The sequence below is a fragment of the Pseudomonas sp. NPDC089743 genome (assembly GCF_044748785.1).
Lineage (GTDB): Bacteria > Pseudomonadota > Gammaproteobacteria > Pseudomonadales > Pseudomonadaceae > Aquipseudomonas > Aquipseudomonas putida_X.
The window spans coordinates 1-18,359 of sequence record NZ_JBIVGS010000005.1 but is presented as its reverse complement, the minus strand read 5'-3'; the positions used below and the strand labels follow the sequence as shown (position 1 = coordinate 18,359).

Annotated in this window: 13 protein-coding genes and 5 tRNA genes; 7 read left to right on the top strand and 11 right to left on the bottom strand. The window is 60.3% G+C overall.

Features of this window, described 5'->3' with window-relative positions; all coding sequences use genetic code 11:
- Positions 1 to 211 precede the first annotated feature (211 nt).
- From ACIPZC_RS11070 to ACIPZC_RS11060, 3 genes are all read left to right on the top strand, one after another.
- Complete coding sequence (locus ACIPZC_RS11070) at positions 212 to 5,302, top strand: RHS repeat domain-containing protein (RefSeq protein WP_400626892.1); 5,091 nt, start codon at positions 212 to 214, stop codon at positions 5,300 to 5,302.
- A gap of 249 nt (positions 5,303 to 5,551) precedes the next feature.
- Complete coding sequence (locus ACIPZC_RS11065; protein ID WP_400626890.1) at positions 5,552 to 8,125, top strand: fimbria/pilus outer membrane usher protein; 2,574 nt, start codon at positions 5,552 to 5,554, stop codon at positions 8,123 to 8,125.
- The gene (locus tag ACIPZC_RS11060) at positions 8,125 to 9,207 is read left to right on the top strand and encodes a fimbrial protein (RefSeq protein WP_400626888.1); all 1,083 of its coding nucleotides are present in this window, start codon (positions 8,125 to 8,127) and stop codon (positions 9,205 to 9,207) included. The genes ACIPZC_RS11065 and ACIPZC_RS11060 overlap by 1 nt, the downstream gene beginning before the upstream one ends.
- On the opposite strand, the gene tnpB is transcribed toward ACIPZC_RS11060, so the two are convergent.
- Positions 9,198 to 9,551, bottom strand: a complete 354-nt coding sequence (tnpB, locus tag ACIPZC_RS11055) for an IS66 family insertion sequence element accessory protein TnpB (RefSeq protein ID WP_400626886.1) — start codon at positions 9,549 to 9,551, stop codon at positions 9,198 to 9,200. The genes ACIPZC_RS11060 and tnpB overlap by 10 nt on opposite strands.
- 16 nt (positions 9,552 to 9,567) lie before the next feature.
- On the opposite strand from tnpB, the gene ACIPZC_RS11050 reads away from it, so the two are divergent.
- The gene (locus ACIPZC_RS11050) at positions 9,568 to 9,765 is read left to right on the top strand and encodes a JAB domain-containing protein (protein WP_400626884.1); all 198 of its coding nucleotides are present in this window, start codon (positions 9,568 to 9,570) and stop codon (positions 9,763 to 9,765) included.
- Between the two features lie 72 nt (positions 9,766 to 9,837).
- On the opposite strand, the gene ACIPZC_RS11045 is transcribed toward ACIPZC_RS11050, so the two are convergent.
- The 5 genes from ACIPZC_RS11045 to ACIPZC_RS11025 all read right to left on the bottom strand — a co-directional run bounded on the left by ACIPZC_RS11045 (position 9,838) and on the right by ACIPZC_RS11025 (position 10,399).
- A tRNA-Gly gene (locus ACIPZC_RS11045) sits at positions 9,838 to 9,913 on the bottom strand.
- Between the two features lie 86 nt (positions 9,914 to 9,999).
- Positions 10,000 to 10,075, bottom strand: a tRNA-Gly gene (locus ACIPZC_RS11040).
- 3 nt (positions 10,076 to 10,078) lie between these two features.
- A tRNA-Glu gene (locus ACIPZC_RS11035) sits at positions 10,079 to 10,154 on the bottom strand.
- 91 nt (positions 10,155 to 10,245) lie between these two features.
- Positions 10,246 to 10,321: transfer RNA gene (locus tag ACIPZC_RS11030), tRNA-Gly, on the bottom strand.
- Positions 10,322 to 10,323: 2 nt separating this feature from the next.
- Positions 10,324 to 10,399, bottom strand: a tRNA-Glu gene (locus tag ACIPZC_RS11025).
- Between the two features lie 318 nt (positions 10,400 to 10,717).
- On the opposite strand from ACIPZC_RS11025, the gene ACIPZC_RS11020 reads away from it, so the two are divergent.
- Complete coding sequence (locus ACIPZC_RS11020; protein WP_400626882.1) at positions 10,718 to 11,485, top strand: hypothetical protein; 768 nt, start codon at positions 10,718 to 10,720, stop codon at positions 11,483 to 11,485.
- Positions 11,486 to 11,550: 65 nt separating this feature from the next.
- Here the strand turns inward: ACIPZC_RS11020 and ACIPZC_RS11015 are convergent, their stop codons facing one another.
- Positions 11,551 to 12,033, bottom strand: a complete 483-nt coding sequence (locus ACIPZC_RS11015) for a GAF domain-containing protein (protein ID WP_400626880.1) — start codon at positions 12,031 to 12,033, stop codon at positions 11,551 to 11,553.
- A complete protein-coding gene (locus ACIPZC_RS11010; RefSeq protein ID WP_241802994.1) occupies positions 12,034 to 12,921 on the bottom strand; it encodes an ATP-binding protein in 888 nt (295 codons plus the stop codon).
- A 76-nt stretch (positions 12,922 to 12,997) separates the two neighbouring features.
- Here ACIPZC_RS11010 and ACIPZC_RS11005 point away from each other — a divergent pair, with 76 nt between their 5' ends.
- Complete coding sequence (locus ACIPZC_RS11005; protein ID WP_400626878.1) at positions 12,998 to 15,355, top strand: response regulator; 2,358 nt, start codon at positions 12,998 to 13,000, stop codon at positions 15,353 to 15,355.
- On the opposite strand, the gene ACIPZC_RS11000 is transcribed toward ACIPZC_RS11005, so the two are convergent.
- Both ACIPZC_RS11000 and msrB read right to left on the bottom strand, forming a co-directional pair.
- On the bottom strand, positions 15,345 to 15,833 hold the full coding sequence (locus tag ACIPZC_RS11000; protein ID WP_241802992.1) for a glutathione peroxidase: 489 nt from the start codon (positions 15,831 to 15,833) through the stop codon (positions 15,345 to 15,347). The genes ACIPZC_RS11005 and ACIPZC_RS11000 overlap by 11 nt on opposite strands.
- Positions 15,834 to 15,835: 2 nt before the next feature.
- Positions 15,836 to 16,237 carry a peptide-methionine (R)-S-oxide reductase MsrB gene (gene msrB, locus ACIPZC_RS10995; RefSeq protein ID WP_267821998.1) on the bottom strand — a complete coding sequence of 134 codons (402 nt, stop codon included), beginning with the start codon at positions 16,235 to 16,237 and terminating at the stop codon, positions 15,836 to 15,838.
- A 168-nt stretch (positions 16,238 to 16,405) separates the two neighbouring features.
- Here msrB and ACIPZC_RS10990 point away from each other — a divergent pair, with 168 nt between their 5' ends.
- Complete coding sequence (locus ACIPZC_RS10990) at positions 16,406 to 17,617, top strand: pyridoxal phosphate-dependent aminotransferase (RefSeq protein WP_085675507.1); 1,212 nt, start codon at positions 16,406 to 16,408, stop codon at positions 17,615 to 17,617.
- Between the two features lie 151 nt (positions 17,618 to 17,768).
- Here ACIPZC_RS10990 and ACIPZC_RS10985 read toward each other — a convergent pair.
- Positions 17,769 to 18,359, bottom strand: a 591-nt coding sequence (locus ACIPZC_RS10985) for a transposase (RefSeq protein ID WP_400626875.1), incomplete at its 5' end; no start/stop codon positions are given.

Genomic DNA, 18,359 nt, shown 5'->3' with positions numbered 1-18,359 from the left:
TTGGGGGAAGGCGTACCTGTCAATTCTGCCAGGTGCGTACATCATTTTTTTATCCTAGCCTGCGGGGCAGACCAGTTGTTTCGGATAACGCCTGACGCCCTCACGGCAGTGATGGGAAGCGTGAACTCGCGCCCCTGAGCATGCCCGGTACAGGCCTCATAGCTTCACACCGGCTGTTCAACGCATGCCGCATATTCAGGAACCCTGCATCATGGCAACTACATCGAATGCCTTCAATTTTTCAAGTTTCATGCAGAACAGTGTCGACCCTCGCACTGGACTGTATACGCTGTCCATTGCTCTTCCGGCGTTGAACGCCAACGACTTGTGCGGTCCCGACCTGCCTTTGCAGTTGAGCTTCAGCTCAATGAGCAACGATAATAACGGGTTGGGTATAGGTTGGAGCCTGAAACTCAGCAGTTTCAATATGACCACCGGCATGCTCTCATTACACACCGGTGAATCCTTCAAAGTTTCAGACAACGGGCCTGACCACCCGCCCGTTATCACAGAAAAAAAACTGGATAGCTTCCACTTCAGCAATATCAGCAAGGGTAATAGAAAACGCATTCGTATTGCACATAAAGGCGGCCTGGTCGAAATACTCGAGCCTCAGGCAAATGACACTTTCACCGCCTTGCCTGTGCGCGTCATCGGTGCTTCCGGCCATGGTATCAACCTGCGCTACGATACGACCAAGAGCAAGGCACGCCTGCAATCCATCACCGATGACAATGACCGTCTACTGCTGGAAGTAAAATACCCCACAGACATCCAGGCGGAGTTTACATTCAACCCCAATACACACAGCCCGGCGCGCTACCTGCTGCACCTGGAGCAGAACGAACTGCGAAAAATCACCCTGCCTACATCAAGTGAAGATTACTGGGAGCTGAAGTACAAGCTCTACGATAATCTCCCGTTCCTGAGCAGCGTGGAAAACCCTGATAAAGGTGTGGAGACGATCACTTATCACGAAGGTGCCGCAGGCCATAAGTACCCTGGTGTCGCGCGGCATCTACCTTCAGTCGATGAGCACTGGATCAAGCCTGATATACGGGACGAGCGCACTCACATACTTACGAAATACACCTACTCCAGCAACAATTTCCTGGGCAATGGTACAGGCCTGGTTTATGGAGATGAAGACGGGACGGACCAACTCTACCGTTTCACAGGGACTGCCTTTCAATACAGCTCTACCGCCGAACATTATCGGGATGGGAAAATCTACCGAACGGTCGTAAGCACATTTAATCGCTTCCATTTGATGACATCCCAGGTCACCACAGACAACGGCTGTATCCAGGCCATCACCACGAAATATCACGAAGAAGATAACAAACTGTTCAAAGACCAGCCTGATTACTTCCAGCTTCCACACACAGTGACAAAATCCTGGGAACAAGAGGGTAACCCAACGGTAGGCGACCACGAAGAAACGACAACCACCTACGACCGCCATGGCAACCTGTTGACGGAACGCAAAGCCGACGGCACACGCATGGTGCGTACCTATTACCCTGGGGCCGATGACCCTGAGGGCTTCGAACGCAACCTCAAGTCCGTCGTCATCTACCCTGCCGCCGCGTCCAGCCCGGGTGAACCGCCAGCCCAGATCATAAGCAGCGAATTCACTTATGCCCAACTGACTGCACTGCCTCAGCCTGACGCCGACCTGAACATGCCTGGATGGCTGTCGCTGGAACAGGAAGATATCTTCGAAGGCGAGGGCGAAACGCGCCAGTTGCTAAATACCAAAGTCCGCCACTACCTGAATAAAATCGACACCCCGTTCCTGCATGGCCGGCTGGACAAACAAGTCATGCATATCAACGGTGCAATCACCACCAGCGACTGGAAGTACGAACGGGTCAAGGACGGCAACGATCAGCTCACCTGGAGCCGTAGCACAGAAACCTTCACTGATCATACCCACACGCTAGTGAAAAAAACGGCCACCACCTATTCCATGCATAACGGCCAGGTGGTACTGGAACACGATGCCAATGACGTATTCACAGGCTATGAGCATGACGTACTAGGCCGTGTAATCGCAGAAATCGCAAGCCCTGGCACCCCCTATGCCACCACACGCACGACCGCCTACAAGCTACTCGACGACGGCGGGCGCAAACGTAGTTGTGAGGAAATCACCGACAGCAAGGGCGTAGTCACCCGCACCGTATTCGATGGCAGCCGCCGCCCCATTCGGGAAGAGCGTGAAGCCTGGGACGCCGTAACAGAAGAAGTCGTGAAGCGCACGGTAGCCGAGATGAACTATAACTCGGCGGGCCTGCTAGTGAGCGAACTCAGCTATGACTACCTGCCGGACAAAGACGGCAAGCCCCAGCCGCGTGTGCTCAAGCTTGAGTCGAGCTACGAGTACGACGGCTGGGGCCAACGGTGTGAAGAAGTACGCCCCGACGGCATCAAGGAATGTATCGACGCTACGCCACTCGAGCCTGGTGGCCAACTGGTCACCCGCTGGATCGAGAGCCCGAACGCGCCCGGACGCAGGCTGCAGCAGACCGTCAGCAAGCTAAACCGCTTCAGCAAGCCGGTTTACGAATACCGCCTGCTGGAGGAAGAAGTGGATCCCCCGGAAGGAGGCAAGCACCGGGTTACACGCGAGGCCGGCCGCACTGACTTCACCTACGACGGGCTCGGCCGCTGCCTGAGCCGGACCGAATCTATCCTGGACCCGACAGACGACGACCAGGTCATCAAACGCATCAGCAAGTTCACCTACGATGCCTTCGGCCGCATGACCAGCAATCAGCGGCCAGATGGCACGACCTTGGTGCGCAAGTTCGCCCCCCACACCATGGGCGAACTGGTCACTGAACTGCAGTTGAAAGAGAACAGTAACGCACCTGAGCTGATGCTCTGCGAGCGCAAGTTCGACGGGCTTGGCCGCCTGGAACGCATGACCCTGGGTGCGCGAGTGGAGACGTACACCTATAAAGGCACGACCCAGTTGGTCGACAAGCGCACGGCATTCAGCCTGGAGGCCACCGGTAAAGGCACCCGCAAGCGGGTGATCACCTATCAGTACAAGCCAGAGCTGACCGAGCAACCCAGCGAGCTCGTTGCAACCATGGAGGACGAGGACGGCCATGCCCTCCAGGAAGAGCGACAGAGCGCAGACTTCGAGTATGACAGCAAGAGTGCAGAAATTACCCACGCCAACAATGCACTGGGTAAACGCCGCTATGTGTACACCGACCAAGGCGACCTTCGCGAAGAACACCTGACCGAGACTGAGGGTACGCCTTACAACGTCACTTATCAGCAGTCCTGGCAAGGCCTGCCGACACAGCGCAAGCACAGCGATGGCCAAGCCTGTGAGTATGACTTCGATGAACACGGTCGCCTGGTATCGGTGTTACAGGGCAATCTCAAGTCGACGCTGAAATACTCCGAAGACACCGGCCTGCTAGAGACCACCGAAACCCGCGACACCAGCAACTCTGACCCGCAACAGCAACCTGTCACCCTGTGCACCCAGCACTATGACAGCCTGGGCAGGGAGACCCGCCGCACCTTGAGCGTCAACGGCATGGAACGCCAGCTGGTACAAGTGTGGCTGGACAACGACATGCTGCATTCGCGCACCCTTTGGCAAGGCGGGCAAAAACTGCGTGAGGAAAAGTACGAGTATGACAGCCTTGGCCGCCTGACCAAATACGATTGCCCTGTCGAAACCGCCAGCGGCCGGCAGATCAAAACCCAAATGTTCAAGTTCGACGCGGTGGACAACATAGAACGCTGCCGCACAACCTTCAATGACGGCGAGATTGACACTGCGCAATTCAGCTACTGCGCTCATGACAGGTTCCGGCTGGAAACGGTCACGCATACGCTGCCACCTGAAGGCTGCCCGAAAGAACAGACCTTCAGCTACGACGAACGGGGCAACATGCTCAACGATGAGTGCGGCAACGCCTTGTACTACGATAGCCTTGGCCGCCTGCAACAGGTGCAGGATGCCAACCGCACGGTGGCGGCGCAGTACGGCTATGACGGGCATGATCAGCTGCTTTACTCGGGCACTGACGCGCGCAAGATGCAGCGCCGCTACCTGGGCCTAAGCCTGGACAGCACATTGGAGGACGGCCTGCTCACCGAGTACCTGCAGGCCGGCGGCCAGCCTCGGGCACAGCAACAAGCCGGCAACGTCACACTGTTGCTTACCGACCATGCAGGCAGCGTAAACACCGAGTACGATGCCGACGGTACGCGCCATGCCCACTACGCCCCGTACGGTGAACAACTGCTCGAGGACGCCGGGCAGCCCCTGCGCAGCTTGCTGGCCTTCAACGGCGAAGCCCGCGAGCGAGCTTTTGGCTGGTACCTGCTGGGCAGCGGCTACCGCGCCTACAACCCTGGCCTGATGCGCTTCCACAGCCCAGACTCGATGCCGCCTGAGGAGGCCGGCATCAACCCGTACGTGTATGCCCTGGGCAATCCGGTTTACTGGCACGACCCCACCGGCCATCGCGGTGAACCCGTTACCCGTGGCCGCCAGGCACCGCTGGAACGGCTCCACATAGAGGAAAAACCCAAGGTACCTTGGTATGCCTGGTTGGGCGTCGCTGCCGCCGTTGCCATTTTCGTCGTATCGGCGATCGCAATGCCGTGGTCGGCTCCGGCCACCGTGGGCGTGACAACCAGCTATGTCATTGGCGTAATCGGCGTGGCTGCCAACGCGACCACTGCGGTCCTGCAGGGGGTGGCCACAGCGTACATGTACGCAGACACGGAACTTTCGAACCTGCTGCAGAGCTTCGCGACGGTGTTCTCCATTATCGGCATGTTTGCGGCCGGTTATGGGGCTGCGGCGACGAAAGCGGCGATGAACACGGCAAAATCGGCGGCCAAGGGCGCTCAAGCGGCGCCCGCAATTGGAAATGCGGGCGGGAAGACAACAATAATCAACAACGCTTATACGGAAACAACTAAAACTACAATTGTAAATCAAACCAAGATTATTGTTCGGCGCCCCCGCGCGAGTTTACGCGCGAACACCTTTGAAAACCCTCGCCCGTCAACAAGCTCGGCGGTTACACAACCTGTGAGCAGCAACACTAGTGTCTCTACTCAGCCGAGTACAGTCTCTCCGCCGGGTGCTGAGATGAAACCGTTCCTCAGCGGAAATCCGAATGTCGTCAGCCACCCAACCGGCTCACCGTACCACCCTAGTTTCAAACTTGACCTGGCGACACTAAATAACATCGATCATTTCGTATTGCGTCGGGGTCCTAATGGAACGTTTTTCACTGGCCCCCCCGGTAGTTAACAGGTTTTACGTCTCGCTGCCTCTGGCAGCGAGACGCCTCATCAAGTACCAAATAACCAGCAGAACATCCATTTATCCCAACAATTCATGAGCCTTTTCTTACATCCCCAACCCTGACGACCCTCTAACCTGCCCCCGCCTTTTCAACGTGACCAGCAGCAACAGCTGCCCTCACGCCCCGTCATTCGCTTCAGGCGCCTGCCACGAGCCTACTGTGCATCGTCCGTCGGCGCCGCCCAGGACACGCTCATGCTCCAGCTCGAACGGCGCAGGCTATTGCCGTTGCGCCCGCGCCTCGCCCCGCTGCCGCCACTGCTTGGCGGCTGCCTGGCGCTGGCTTTTGCCCACCCTGCCTTGGCAACCCCGTCCGACATCGCCTTCCAGCCCGGCTTCATGCGCCAGGCCCCCGGCCAGTCCACCGAGGCCGGGGCCCTGGCGCTGCAAAACCTGGCCGCGCAGGCACTCCTGCCGCCGGGGCGCTACCGGGTGCAGGTCTCGCTCAACCTCCGCCCCCTGCACGAACAGGACATCGACTTCATCGAGGGCCCGAATGGCAAAGGGTTGCAGCCCTGCCTGACGGCCGAACTGCTACGCACCCTCGACCTGCGCGAGCAGGCCTTGGAAAGACCGCTGCCAGCCGATGACAGCTGCGTGGACCTGGCGCAGCTGGTACCACACGCCAGTGCCGATTTCGACCCCGCTCAGTTGCACCTGTCGCTGTCGATCCCGCAAATCGCCCTGCGCCAGGACCGTTCGGGCAGCGTGCCAGAGGCCCGCTGGAGCAACGGCATCAACGCCGCCTTCATCAGTTACCAGGCTTCGGCCCAACACAGCAGCCAGCGCGATGGCCGCAGCCGCAGCAGCCAGGACCTGTACCTGAACAGCGGCCTCAACCTGGGGCCCTGGCGCCTGCGCAGCAAGCAGGCACTGCGCGAGGACGCCAATGGGGCACGCCGCTGGACCCGTAGCGACACGTTCGCGCAGCGCGACCTGCCAGGCCTGCAGGCCAACCTCACCCTGGGCGAAACCTTCACCAACAGCGACATGTTCCGCAGCGTGCGCTTCACAGGCGCGCAGGTGGCGTCCGACACGGGCATGCTGCCCGATGCAATGCAGCATTACGCGCCAGTGATCCGCGGGGTAGCCCAAAGCCGTGCCAAGGTAGAAATCCTGCACAACGGCTACCCCATCTATTCCAGCTACGTTGCGCCCGGCCCCTACGCCATCGACGACCTCAGCGTGGGCTCTGGCCATGGCGAGCTGGAAGTGGTCATCACCGAAGCCGATGGCCAGATCCGCCGCTTCACTCAACCCTACTCGAGCATGGGCAGCCTGCTGCGCGAAGGCGTGTGGCGCTACAGCGCGACCGTGGGCCGCTACGATGGCGCCGAACAACTCGACGACCCGCTGTTCTGGCAGGCCACCCTGGCCCGCGGCGGTGTCTGGGACACTACGCTGTATGGCGGCGTGCTTTCCAGCGAGTACTACAACGCCAGCGTAGTGGGCATGGGCCGCGACATCGGCCAGATAGGCGCGTTGTCGTTCGATGTCACCCGTTCCTCCAGCGCCCTGGGCCCCACGCTGGGCGACGCCCAAGGCCACAGCTTTGCCTTGCGCTACGGCAAAAGCTTCCAGAGCCGCACCAGCGTGCGCTTCGCCGGTTATCGCTACTCGACCGAGGGCTACCGCGACTTCGACGAAGCTGTGCGGCAACGGAGTAATGCCAGCAGCTACCTTGGCAACCGCCGCAGCCGCCTGGAAGCATCGGTGTACCAGAGCGTCGGGGACCGCAGCGCACTCAACCTGACTTTATCTCAGGACACCTACTGGCAAACCAGCCACCAGCGCCGCCAGTACCAGTTGCATTACACCACCCGCCTGGGCAAGGTCGCGGTCAACCTGTTTGCCTCGCAGGCCTTGGACTCGAAGAACGACGACAGCCGCATGTTCGGCCTGAGCTTGAGCGTGCCACTGGACTTTGGCCGTCAGCACCAGGCCAGCTTCGACGTGCGCAACAACGATGGCCGGACCAGCGAACGCGCCAGCCTCAGCGGCGGCTTGCTGGACAACCAGCTCAGCTACAGCACCTCGCTGGCCAAAGACGGCCAGGGGCGCACCAGCGGTGGGCTATCTATCAACTACCAGGGCAGCCAGGCCAGCGTCGGCATGGGCTACAACGAAGGCAACGACTATCGCAGCATGTCGGTGAACGCCAGCGGTGCGGTGTTGCTGCATGGCGACGGCCTGGCATTTGGCAGCCACCTGGGCGAAACCATGGGCCTGGTCCACGTGCCAGATGTGCCCGGCGTCGGCGTACAGAACACCCCCGCGGCGCGTACCAATACCCAAGGTTATGCACTGGTGCCCTACCTGCGGCCCTATCGGCTGAATTCACTGGTCCTGCAAACCGACGACCTTTCGCCGGAAGTGGTGATTGGCAATGCCAGCCAGCAAGTGGTGCCGCGCCGCGGCGCGGTGGTCAAGGCCAGCTACGAAACCGAGCATGTGGCCCGCATGGTGCTGACTCTGCGGCAGGCCGATGGCCAACCCGTGCCGTTTGGCGCCCAGGTGCTCGATGCCGTTGGCCAGAGCCTGGGTGTGGTCGGCCAGGCCGGCCAGGCGCTGGTGTCTACCCGCACAACGGGCCCGCAAACCATACGCGTGCTGTGGGGCGAGGCCAGCGATAAAGCCTGCACACTGAACATCGACCCGCAAGCACTCACACAAGAGAGTGGCTATCGCCTGCAAACCCTGCAGTGCCAACTGCCGGTAGCCAACAGCCAGCCCCCGCTGCCCGGCGACAATACCCAGGAAATGCTCTGATGACCGCGTCCACCTTCAACATCGACCGCAGCTTGCGACTGACCGCCTGCTGCCTGGCACTGGGCCTGTTCTCTGGCAACGCTTACGCCGACTGTAGTTTCCAGACGAGCGCCACCTATATGACCTACGTGCGTGACATGAGCACATTCTGGGTACCCCGCGATGCCCCAGAGGGTACCGTGATCGGTACCTACTCAATGACCGCGAACAACAGGGAAGGCGCCAGGGTCTCGTGCGTGTGGGTCCCTACCAGCCCGCCCAAGGCAAGGCTCACCAATACCGCGCCAATCTTCTCCGGCACCCTGCCCCCCCTGGAGGGCAAGAATATCAATGGCCACGTCCTGGAAACCAACATTCCCGGGATTGGTGTGTACTTGGAGCTTGGTACGCCTTTCGACGGCCAGACCAACAACTCCTTCGCGCCTGATCCTGGCACCTCCCCTGTCATACCCTACTCAGGGACCATGCGAGACCAGCCTTTCAACGTCTTGGTGTCGACGCTGCGTGGCAATGCCTGGCTCATCAAGACAGGGCCAATCGCACCCGGCCCTCAATACGTCAACAGCACGATGTTTCATGGGCAACTGCATAACCTGGGCGAAGTCATGGAGTACTCCATAACCGCCACGGTGAACCAGGCGCAATGCTCGCTGAAATCCAACTCAGTAAGCCCCGGCCTGGTGAGCCTGGGCAATTACACCCCTGCGGATTTTGCAGGGGCTAACCCCACGACCCCGCCCGTTCCCTTCCAGATAACACTCAGCGACTGTGAAGACGCCAGCACTCCCTCTCCCGCCCCCGCGAATGTGTACATCGAACTGGATGGCGCCAATGGCTCGGTGCCAACCGTTCCAGCCGAGGGACGCTTTAGCCTGGGTGGCGCTTCCGATGCCGCCGGGGTTGAAATTCAGCTGCTGCGTAGCGATGGCTCGCCCATGCCGCTGCAATCAGAGGAATTGGTCAAGCCAATAAGCATCGGCACTACCCATCTGGACTTCCAGGCGCGCTACTACAAGAGCGCACCCGTGATAACCCCGGGCTTGGCCGAGGGGGGGCTGACCTTTACCGTAAGTTACAAATAACATGCAAAAAGCAACGCACTGGCGGCGATTGGCGGTTGGGCCAATGGCAACCACCAAAGCCGTGTGATGGTGCTGTTGGCACCCATGCGCTGGCAAGCTAAGCCCACGGCGAGCGCCTGAAGTTGCTCGCTGTCCAGTTCCACTTGAGGACCATGACCAGTGCCCGCCCAGTGGAACTTGCCCTGATTGAATCGGCGTGCCGCCAGCCACACGCCAACGCCATCATCCACCAGCACCTTCATCCGGTTGGCGCGGCGATTGGCGAAGAGATAAGCACAGTGCGGCTTCGCCGCACCGAAGACCGCGACGACATGGGCAGAGGCCGGCTCGGTAGCGGCACCCATGCCCATGGGCTCGGTTATGCGTGCGCTCGATGCCGACGTGCTGCCCAGTCAGGGCCACAAAGTCTTAATTCGAAGCGTGAAGGAACTGCTCAGACAAGTGGATATGCAGGTGCTGGATCACATCATCGTAGGCAGTAGTGAGGCTTACACGGGGCACCGGCCAGGCCACTGGGCCGAAACAATCCGGCTGGAGAATTCAGGCAAACTGCGCTGAAACGAAAAAAGACGCCGAAGCGTCTATTTTCAAGGACTTACAGATTTCAATGGAACTCTGTAAACCGATATTTGGAGCGGGAAACGAGACTCGAACTCGCGACCCCGACCTTGGCAAGGTCGTGCTCTACCAACTGAGCTATTCCCGCATTTTGAAGCTGTTACCGCTATCGGCGTGAAGCGCCACTAAGACCTTCACCACCACTGCACCGCATAGACGCCACAGCCTTTAAACTGGAGCGGGAAACGAGACTCGAACTCGCGACCCCGACCTTGGCAAGGTCGTGCTCTACCAACTGAGCTATTCCCGCAAATGGCGTCCCCTAGGGGACTCGAACCCCTGTTACCGCCGTGAAAGGGCGGTGTCCTAGGCCACTAGACGAAGGGGACACACAACACTTTTCAGTGCACCAGGTTTGAACCTCACGATTCAGCCTGGGTTTTCTTTTCCTGCCCCGCCTTTAAGCAGTGCCGGAGAAACTGGAGCGGGAAACGAGACTCGAACTCGCGACCCCGACCTTGGCAAGGTCGTGCTCTACCAACTGAGCTATTCCCGCATTGGCGTCCCCTAGGGGACTCGAACCCCTGTTACCGCCGTGAAAGGGCGGTGTCCTAGGCCACTAGACGAAGGGGACACGCTACAAGCATTGCTGCTTGCTTTCACTCCCTGCCGCGTTTCGCTGTGAGCTTTACGCTGCAAGTGGCGCGCATTCTATGGATGCCTTGAAAGGTCGTCAACCCTTTTCTATAAATTTATTTAAATCAATGACTTCGCTCTCTATATAGGCTGCTTGTGCAGGGTGCCCGAGGATTGGCGTTGATTTTCTGGCGGGCTGAACGCAAAGTGCCATCACTGGAGAAATCCGGCGACGAGCCGACACAGAGTCACGTGGCGCCCTGGCTGGCCTGTTCGCTACACTCTCAATGTAAAACTTCCTGATGAGGCGTTAACGGTGACACCACTTCTGATCACACTGCTCATCGTTGCGGGTATCGCGTTGCTGATCGTGATCGGCTACCTCAACAACGTGGTCGAGAACAGCAAACTGGAGCGCGCGCGGCTGAAGATCGAACTCGCCGACCGCGTACGCCGCTGTGGCGAAATCACCGAGACCTTCCCCGGCCAGTTCATGACCCCGGCGCTCAAACTGTTGCTCACGCGCCTGGAGCTCAATCTCACGCAGCGGCAATTGGCGCTGGACAAGAATAATGCCGAACTCAAGGCACGCGTTGCCGAACTGGACGGCCTGGTTGCCCAAGGCGAGCGAATCCCGGTGAACAACCCGCCCAGCCCGATCCATACAGAGGCCAAGGCCAAGGATGTGCGCTTCTTGCTCGAGGCTTTGCACACACAGATCGTCAAGGCTACTCAGGAAAATGTCCTGCAAACCACCGAGGGCAAGCACTGGGTAAAGGAAATTCGCCACCTGCTGGTACTGCTGCACATCGAGTTCTTCAACAACCTGGGCCAGCAAGCGCTGCAACAGGAACAACCGGGCCAGGCTCGCCTGGCGTTCGAGCGCGGCGTGCAGTACCTGCGCAAGCAGCCTGAACCGAAGGTGTATGAAGAGCAGCTGACCTACCTGGAGAAACTGCTGGCCCGGGCCAATGCCCAGGTGCTGGACCAGATGGAACCGGCGGAGAATGACGAAAACGCACTGACCCAGGGGCTCAAGACCGACCAGGAAGAAACCTGGAAAAAGCGGGTCATCTACGATTGATGTGAAAAACGAGCCCATCGCCGGCATGTCGGCGATGGGCTGCGCAGCAGCCCTGATAACGCTAATCAGCAGTCGGTCAACGCCAGAAAGACTGCCGCCAACCGCTCCAGCCCGCGCTGGTCCGCCTCACTGAAACGCGCCAGCTTCGGGCTGTCCAGGTCGAGCACACCAATCAGCCTGCCCTCCTTCACCAGCGGGATCACCAATTCGCTGTTGGATGCGCTGTCGCAGGCAATATGCCCCGGGAAGGCGTGCACGTCTTCCACCCGCTGGGTCTGCCGGGTGGCCGCTGCTGCACCGCACACGCCGCGGCTGAACGGAATGCGCACACAGGCCACTTGCCCCTGGAACGGGCCCAGTACCAGCTCTTCATTACGGTTGAGGTAAAACCCGGCCCAGTTCAGGTCATCCATCTGGTGGTACAAGAACGCCGAAAACTGCGCGGCATTGGCGATGAAGTCACGCTCGTCAGCGAACAGTGCCTGCACTTGCGCAGCCAGCAGGTCGTAGCCGTCGAGGCCGGCGCCACTGGCATTGAGGTCGATCATTTATTTCTGCTCCAACAATTGCAGCCCCACCCAATAACGGGCGAACTGGTAGGCACAACGGCCATTACGGTTGCCGCGGCCGGTGGCCCAGCGCACGGCGAGTATGTCGAGCGCTTCGTCACGCTGCCAGGCCAAACCGGCAGAGGCCGCCAGCTGGCCTATCCAGTGCTCGACCACATCGAGGAAATGCTCCTGGGTGAACGGGTAGAACGACAGCCACAGGCCAAAACGGTCGGACAAGGCGATCTTGTCTTCCACCGCCTCGCTGGGGTGCAGTTCGCCGTCGACGCGCTTCCAGTTTTCGTTGTCGCTCTCTTTCTCCGGCACCAGGTGACGACGGTTGGAAGTGGCGTACAACAGCACGTTGTCCGGCGCCTGCTCCAGCGAGCCGTCGAGCACGCTCTTGAGCACCCGGTAGTCGCCCTCCCCGGCTTCGAACGACAGGTCGTCGCAGAACAGGACGAAACGTTGCGGCAGTTTCTGCAGTTGCTCGACCACACGCGGCAAATCAGCCAGGTGGTCACGCTCGATCTCGATCAGGCGCAGGCCGGCAGCGGCGTGCTCGGCCAGCAGCGCGCGTACCAGCGACGATTTGCCGGTGCCACGCGAGCCCCACAGCAGCGCGTGGTTGGCAGGCAGACCGTTGATGAACTGATGGGTATTGCGGCCCAGTTGGTCGCGTTGCTTGTCCACGCCGATCAGGTCGGTCAGGCGGATGTCCAGGCTGACGTGCAACGGCATCAAGTAGCCGGTACGGCCATCGCGCTGCCAGCGCGCAGCCAACGTGGTGTTCCAGTCGATGTCCGGACGCGGTGCCGGCAGCAGCGGCTCAAGGCGCGCCAGCACGGACTCTGCGCGTTCCAGAAAAGCATTCAAGCGGGCGTCCATGACGACTCCTAGCAAGACAGGTGAAGTTTGAAGCTGAATGTGCGACAGGCCCACCAGCAGCCGTGGCTGATCGGCTATGCTTGCGCAGCGCAAGGGACGTGAAACCGGCTCGGGACTCATGGATATCAAGTTCACCAATCGCCTGTCATACAAGCAAGCCCGGTTGACAGTCCTGGTGGGCTTCATCCTGGGAACATTGCTCAGTCTCATCCAGATCGGCATCGATTATGCCAGCGAAGACGCATCCATCAACCGAGAAGTGGAAGCGTTGCTGCAAATCAGCCACAACCCGGCCTCGCGCATCGCCTACAACATCGACTCGGAGCTGGCGCTCGAGCTGACCCGGGGCCTGCTGCAGTCACCGGCCGTGTTCCGCGCGCGCCTGATCGACAACAACGAAACCGTATTGGCTGATGTCGAACGCATCCGGCTGCAGGACAGCTACCGGCCGGTGAGCGATTTTCTGTTCGGTGAACAGCGCCAGTTCCAAGAGCGCCTGTTCCTCACCCATATGCCCGAAGAGTATCTCGGCACGTTGTACCTGGACGTCGACACCTTCGCCTTCGGCAGCCGTTTCTTGGACCGCGCCGGGGTCACCCTGCTCAATGGCTTCGCCCGCAGCCTGGTCCTCACCGGCATTCTCCTGGCCCTGTTCTACATGATGCTGACCAAACCGCTGGTCAAGGTGATCGGTGCACTCAGCGGCCGCGACCCCCGCCACCCCGGGCAAACCCGCCTCGATTGCCCTCCCGGCCATGAACGCGATGAGATCGGCGTGCTGGTGAAGGTCGCCAACCAGCAACTGGTCAGCATGGCCACCGAGATCCAGCAACGGCGCACTGCCGAAAACCGACTGACCCAGTACCTCAATGAGCTGGAAGACATCGTTTCGGCCCGCACCGAAGAGCTCAAGGCCAGCAACAGCCGCCTGAGCCAGTCCAACCAGGAGCTGGAGCATGCCCGCCAGCGCGCGCTGGACATGGCCCAGGCCCGTGCAGCGTTCCTGGCCAACATGAGCCACGAAATTCGCACCCCGCTCAATGGCATGCTCGGCATGATCGCCCTGGCCCTGGACAGCCCGCTGGAAAGTGAGCAGCGCCAGCAGCTGTCGATCGCCCACGACTCGGGCAAGGTGCTGGTGGAACTGCTCAACGATATCCTCGACCTGTCCAAGTTCGATGCAGGGCAGCTGGAACTCGAACGCATCCCCTTCGACCTGGGCGCGATGGTGGAGGACACGGCCAACCTTTTATCGCAGAACGTCGCGCAAAACGTCGAGCTGACCTGCCTGATCGCCAGTGACTTTCCAAGTTCGGTACTCGGCGATCCGACCCGGGTACGCCAGGTAGTGAGCAATTTGCTGTCCAATGCCCTGAAGTTCACACGCTTCGGCCGCGTCGACGTGTGCCTGAGCACCCTCGTCGGCGGCATACGCCTGGAGGTACGCGACACCGGCATCGGCATTCCCGAAGATGCGCAGGCACGCATCTTCCAGCCGTTCACCCAGGCCGGTGCCGGCATTACTCGGCAATATGGCGGCACGGGCCTGGGCCTGGCACTGACCCGCAACCTGTGCAAAGCCATGCACGGCCACCTGCACATACGCTCCGAGCCAGGCGTGGGCAGCTGCTTCAGCGCCGAATTACCCCTGCCCACCCACACCGAGGCCATTGCCCCTGCGCCGCTGCAGGGCCACGTCGTGGCGCTGAGCGATGCCGGCAGTGGCCTTGCCGAATTGCTGGAGGACGTGTTGCCACGCTGGGGCCTGAGCTACGCAAGGCATGACAGTGCCGAGGAACTGGCGGGCGGTGCCATCGACCTGTTGATCACTGACGATTTGGACCACTTGTTCCAGCTACGCCCTGCGCTGAAAGCGCCGATCCTGCTGGTGACGGCCTACGGCAACTTCCTGTCGCCAGAACAGTCGGCGCAACTGGCCCCGCTGCACCAACTGGCCCGCCCCCTGGCACGCAATGCCTTGTATCAGACCCTGCGCCGCACCCTGCAGGGCCAGGCTCCGGAACACCCGCTGGCCATCCCCGCACTCACCGCTACCGACGGCCGGGCGCGCATTCTGCTGGTGGAGGACAACCCGGTGAACCAGCTGGTGGCCAAGGGCATGCTGGCCAAGCTCGGCTGCCGGATACAGGTGGCCACCCAGGGCGTCGAGGCGCTGGAGTGGCTCGAGCAGGAAGACTTCGACCTGGTGTTGATGGACTGCAACATGCCGGTGATGGACGGCTATGAGGCCAGCCGACGCATCCGCCAGAGTGGCCGCTGGCCTGAGCTGCCGATCGTCGCCCTGACTGCCAACGCCATGCCCGAGGAGCGCGAACGCTGCCGGGCGGCGGGCATGAACGACTACCTGGCAAAGCCGTTCCGGCGTGAAGAGCTACTGGCGCTGATCGACCATTGGGTGCCCCTTAGCGGCTGAGCACGCGTTCGATATCAGCCTCCAGTGCCTGCGGCTTGGTGGTGGGCGCATAACGCGTGACCTTGCCGCTGGCCGGCTCCAGCAGAAACTTGGTGAAGTTCCACTTGATCTTCTGCGACCCGAGCAGGCCGGGCGCACGCTGCTTGAGCTCGACGAACAGCGGGTGGGCCCCAGGGCCGTTGACCTCCACCTTGCGAAACAGCGGGAAGCTCACGCCGAAATTACGCTCGCAGAACTGCGCGATTTCCCGCGCTTCCCCCGGCTCCTGCTTGCCGAACTGGTTACACGGGAACCCCAGTACTACCAGGCCTCGCTCGCGGTAATGTTGCCAAAGTTGCTCCAGCCCCTTGTACTGCGGGGTGAAACCGCACTGGCTGGCGGTATTGACCACCAGCACCGCCTTGCCGGCAAAGTCGCCCAGCAGCTTGCGTTCACCGGCCAGGGTCACACAGGGGATGTCCAGTATCGATTCAGCCATGGTCAGGCTCCGTCACGCGGTTTGAAGTCCAGGCACACCGAGTTGATGCAGTAACGCAGGCCGGTCGGTGGCGGCCCGTCGGGGAATACATGGCCCAGGTGAGCATCACATTGCGCGCAGGTCACCTCGGTGCGGATCATGCCGTGGGAGGTGTCGCGCGTCTCGATCATCGCGCTGTCTTCGATCGGCGCGTAAAAACTCGGCCAGCCACAGCCAGAGTCGAATTTGGTGGTCGAATCGAACAGCGCCAGGCCGCAGCAGATGCACTGGTAGGTACCCGCACGCTTTTCGCTGTTGTACTTGCCAGAGAACGGCCGTTCGGTGCCCTTCAGGCGGCACACCTGGTACTGCTCCGGGTCAAGCATCGCACGCCATTGTTCCAGGGTTTTGTCGATCTTTTGCATGTGTGGACCTCGGCAGGCTGAATTTCACCTCGCGCCGTCTTTTCCGTAGCGCGGGTGGCACGTATATTAGTTGGCTTCGTGTGCAAGGCCTCAAGTCTGGCACCCGCGCCCCGCCCTTTCAAACCTTTCGACGGCGGCGCACCGCGTATTCTCAATCGGGATCACATCATGCAGTTCAGCAAATCGAACAAGCTCGCCAATGTCTGCTACGACATTCGCGGCCCGGTGCTCAAGCACGCCAAACGTCTGGAAGAGGAAGGCCATCGCATCCTCAAGCTGAACATCGGCAACCCGGCGCCGTTTGGCTTCGAGGCGCCGGACGAAATTCTCCAGGATGTGATCCGCAACCTGCCCACTGCCCAGGGCTACAGCGACTCCAAAGGCCTGTTCAGCGCGCGCAAGGCGGTGATGCAGTACTGCCAGCAGAAGGAAATCGAAGGCGTCACCATCGAGGACATCTACCTGGGCAATGGTGTGTCCGAGCTGATCGTGATGTCGATGCAGGCGCTGCTCAACAACGGCGACGAAGTGCTGATCCCGGCGCCCGACTACCCGCTGTGGACTGCTGCAGTGAGCCTGGCTGGCGGCAAGCCGGTGCATTACCTGTGCGATGAGCAGGCCGACTGGTTCCCTGACCTTGAAGACATCAAGGCCAAGATCACCCCGAACACCAAGGCCCTAGTCATCATCAACCCGAACAACCCGACCGGCGCCGTCTATTCCAAAGAGTTGCTGCTGGGCATGCTGGAGCTCGCCCGCCAGCACAACCTGGTGGTGTTCTCTGACGAGATCTACGACAAGATCCTCTATGACGAAGCCGTGCACATCAGCACCGCGTCACTGGCCCCGGACCTGCTGTGCCTGACCTTCAACGGCCTGTCCAAGTCGTACCGGGTGGCGGGCTTCCGCTCCGGCTGGCTGATCATCTCCGGGCCCAAGCACCACGCCCAGAGCTACATCGAAGGCATCGACATGCTGGCCAATATGCGCCTGTGCGCCAACGTGCCGGCTCAGCACGCCATCCAGACTGCGCTGGGCGGTTACCAGAGCATCAATGACCTGGTGCTGCCGCCGGGCCGGCTGCTGGAGCAGCGCAACCGCACCTATGAATTGCTCAATGAGATCCCCGGGGTCAGCTGCGTCAAGCCGATGGGTGCGCTGTATGCCTTCCCGCGGATCGATCCGAAGGTTTGCCCGATCTTGAATGACGAGAAGTTCGCGCTGGACCTGCTGCTGTCGGAAAAGCTGCTGATCGTGCAGGGTACGGCGTTCAACTGGCCGTGGCCGGACCACTTCCGCGTGGTGACATTGCCGCGTGTGGATGATCTGGAAGCGGCGATTGGCCGGATTGGCAACTTCCTGCGCACTTATTCGCAGTAAGTACCGGCCTCATCGCCGGCAAGCCGGCGCCCACAAGTACAGCGCACGCCTTAAGCACTGCGGGGTATCTATGGCAGCCAGCTTGCTGGCCCTCACAGGCACAGCGCAAGCCTCCAGCATTGCGGGGTACTTGTGGGAGATTCTATGGTTATCAGCAAGCCATTTTCCCGCCTTTGGTGACGTATTCGTCCTGATTTCTCATCAGGGCGAATGCCACACGTGCGAGCTTCCTGGCCAGAATTACCAACGCCTGGGTCGTTGCCTTACCGCTGTTTCTGTACTGCTCATATACCCCTTTCCAAGCGGCCGACCTGCTGGCCGCCATTGCTGCGTTATGTAGCAAACGACGGATTTCCGAGCAGCCGCGCTTGGTGAGCCGACGACGTCCATTCTTCTCTCCAGAATCATTAACCCGTAAGTCCATTCCCAGGAATGCGATGTACGAATCACTGTTCTTGAACTCGCCCCTTACAAAAGCCATTACCAAGGCTGTAGCGGTAAGAAACCCAATTCCCTCTACCGCCTGACAGCGGGCAACTTGCTCGTGCAGCCCAGCCTCTCGTAGCACTTCCTTAATCTTTTTTTGTATCAGCTGATCCAGCCGATCTATCGATGTTACGAAGGTTTTGAAGGCGGCCTTCAGCAGGCTTTCGTTTGTCCAGCTCTGAGCTAATGCAGTGCGAGCAGTCACCAAGACAGCTCTGCGTCGAAGGAGGCTCTGAAGCTTGCCGTAGACAGCAGG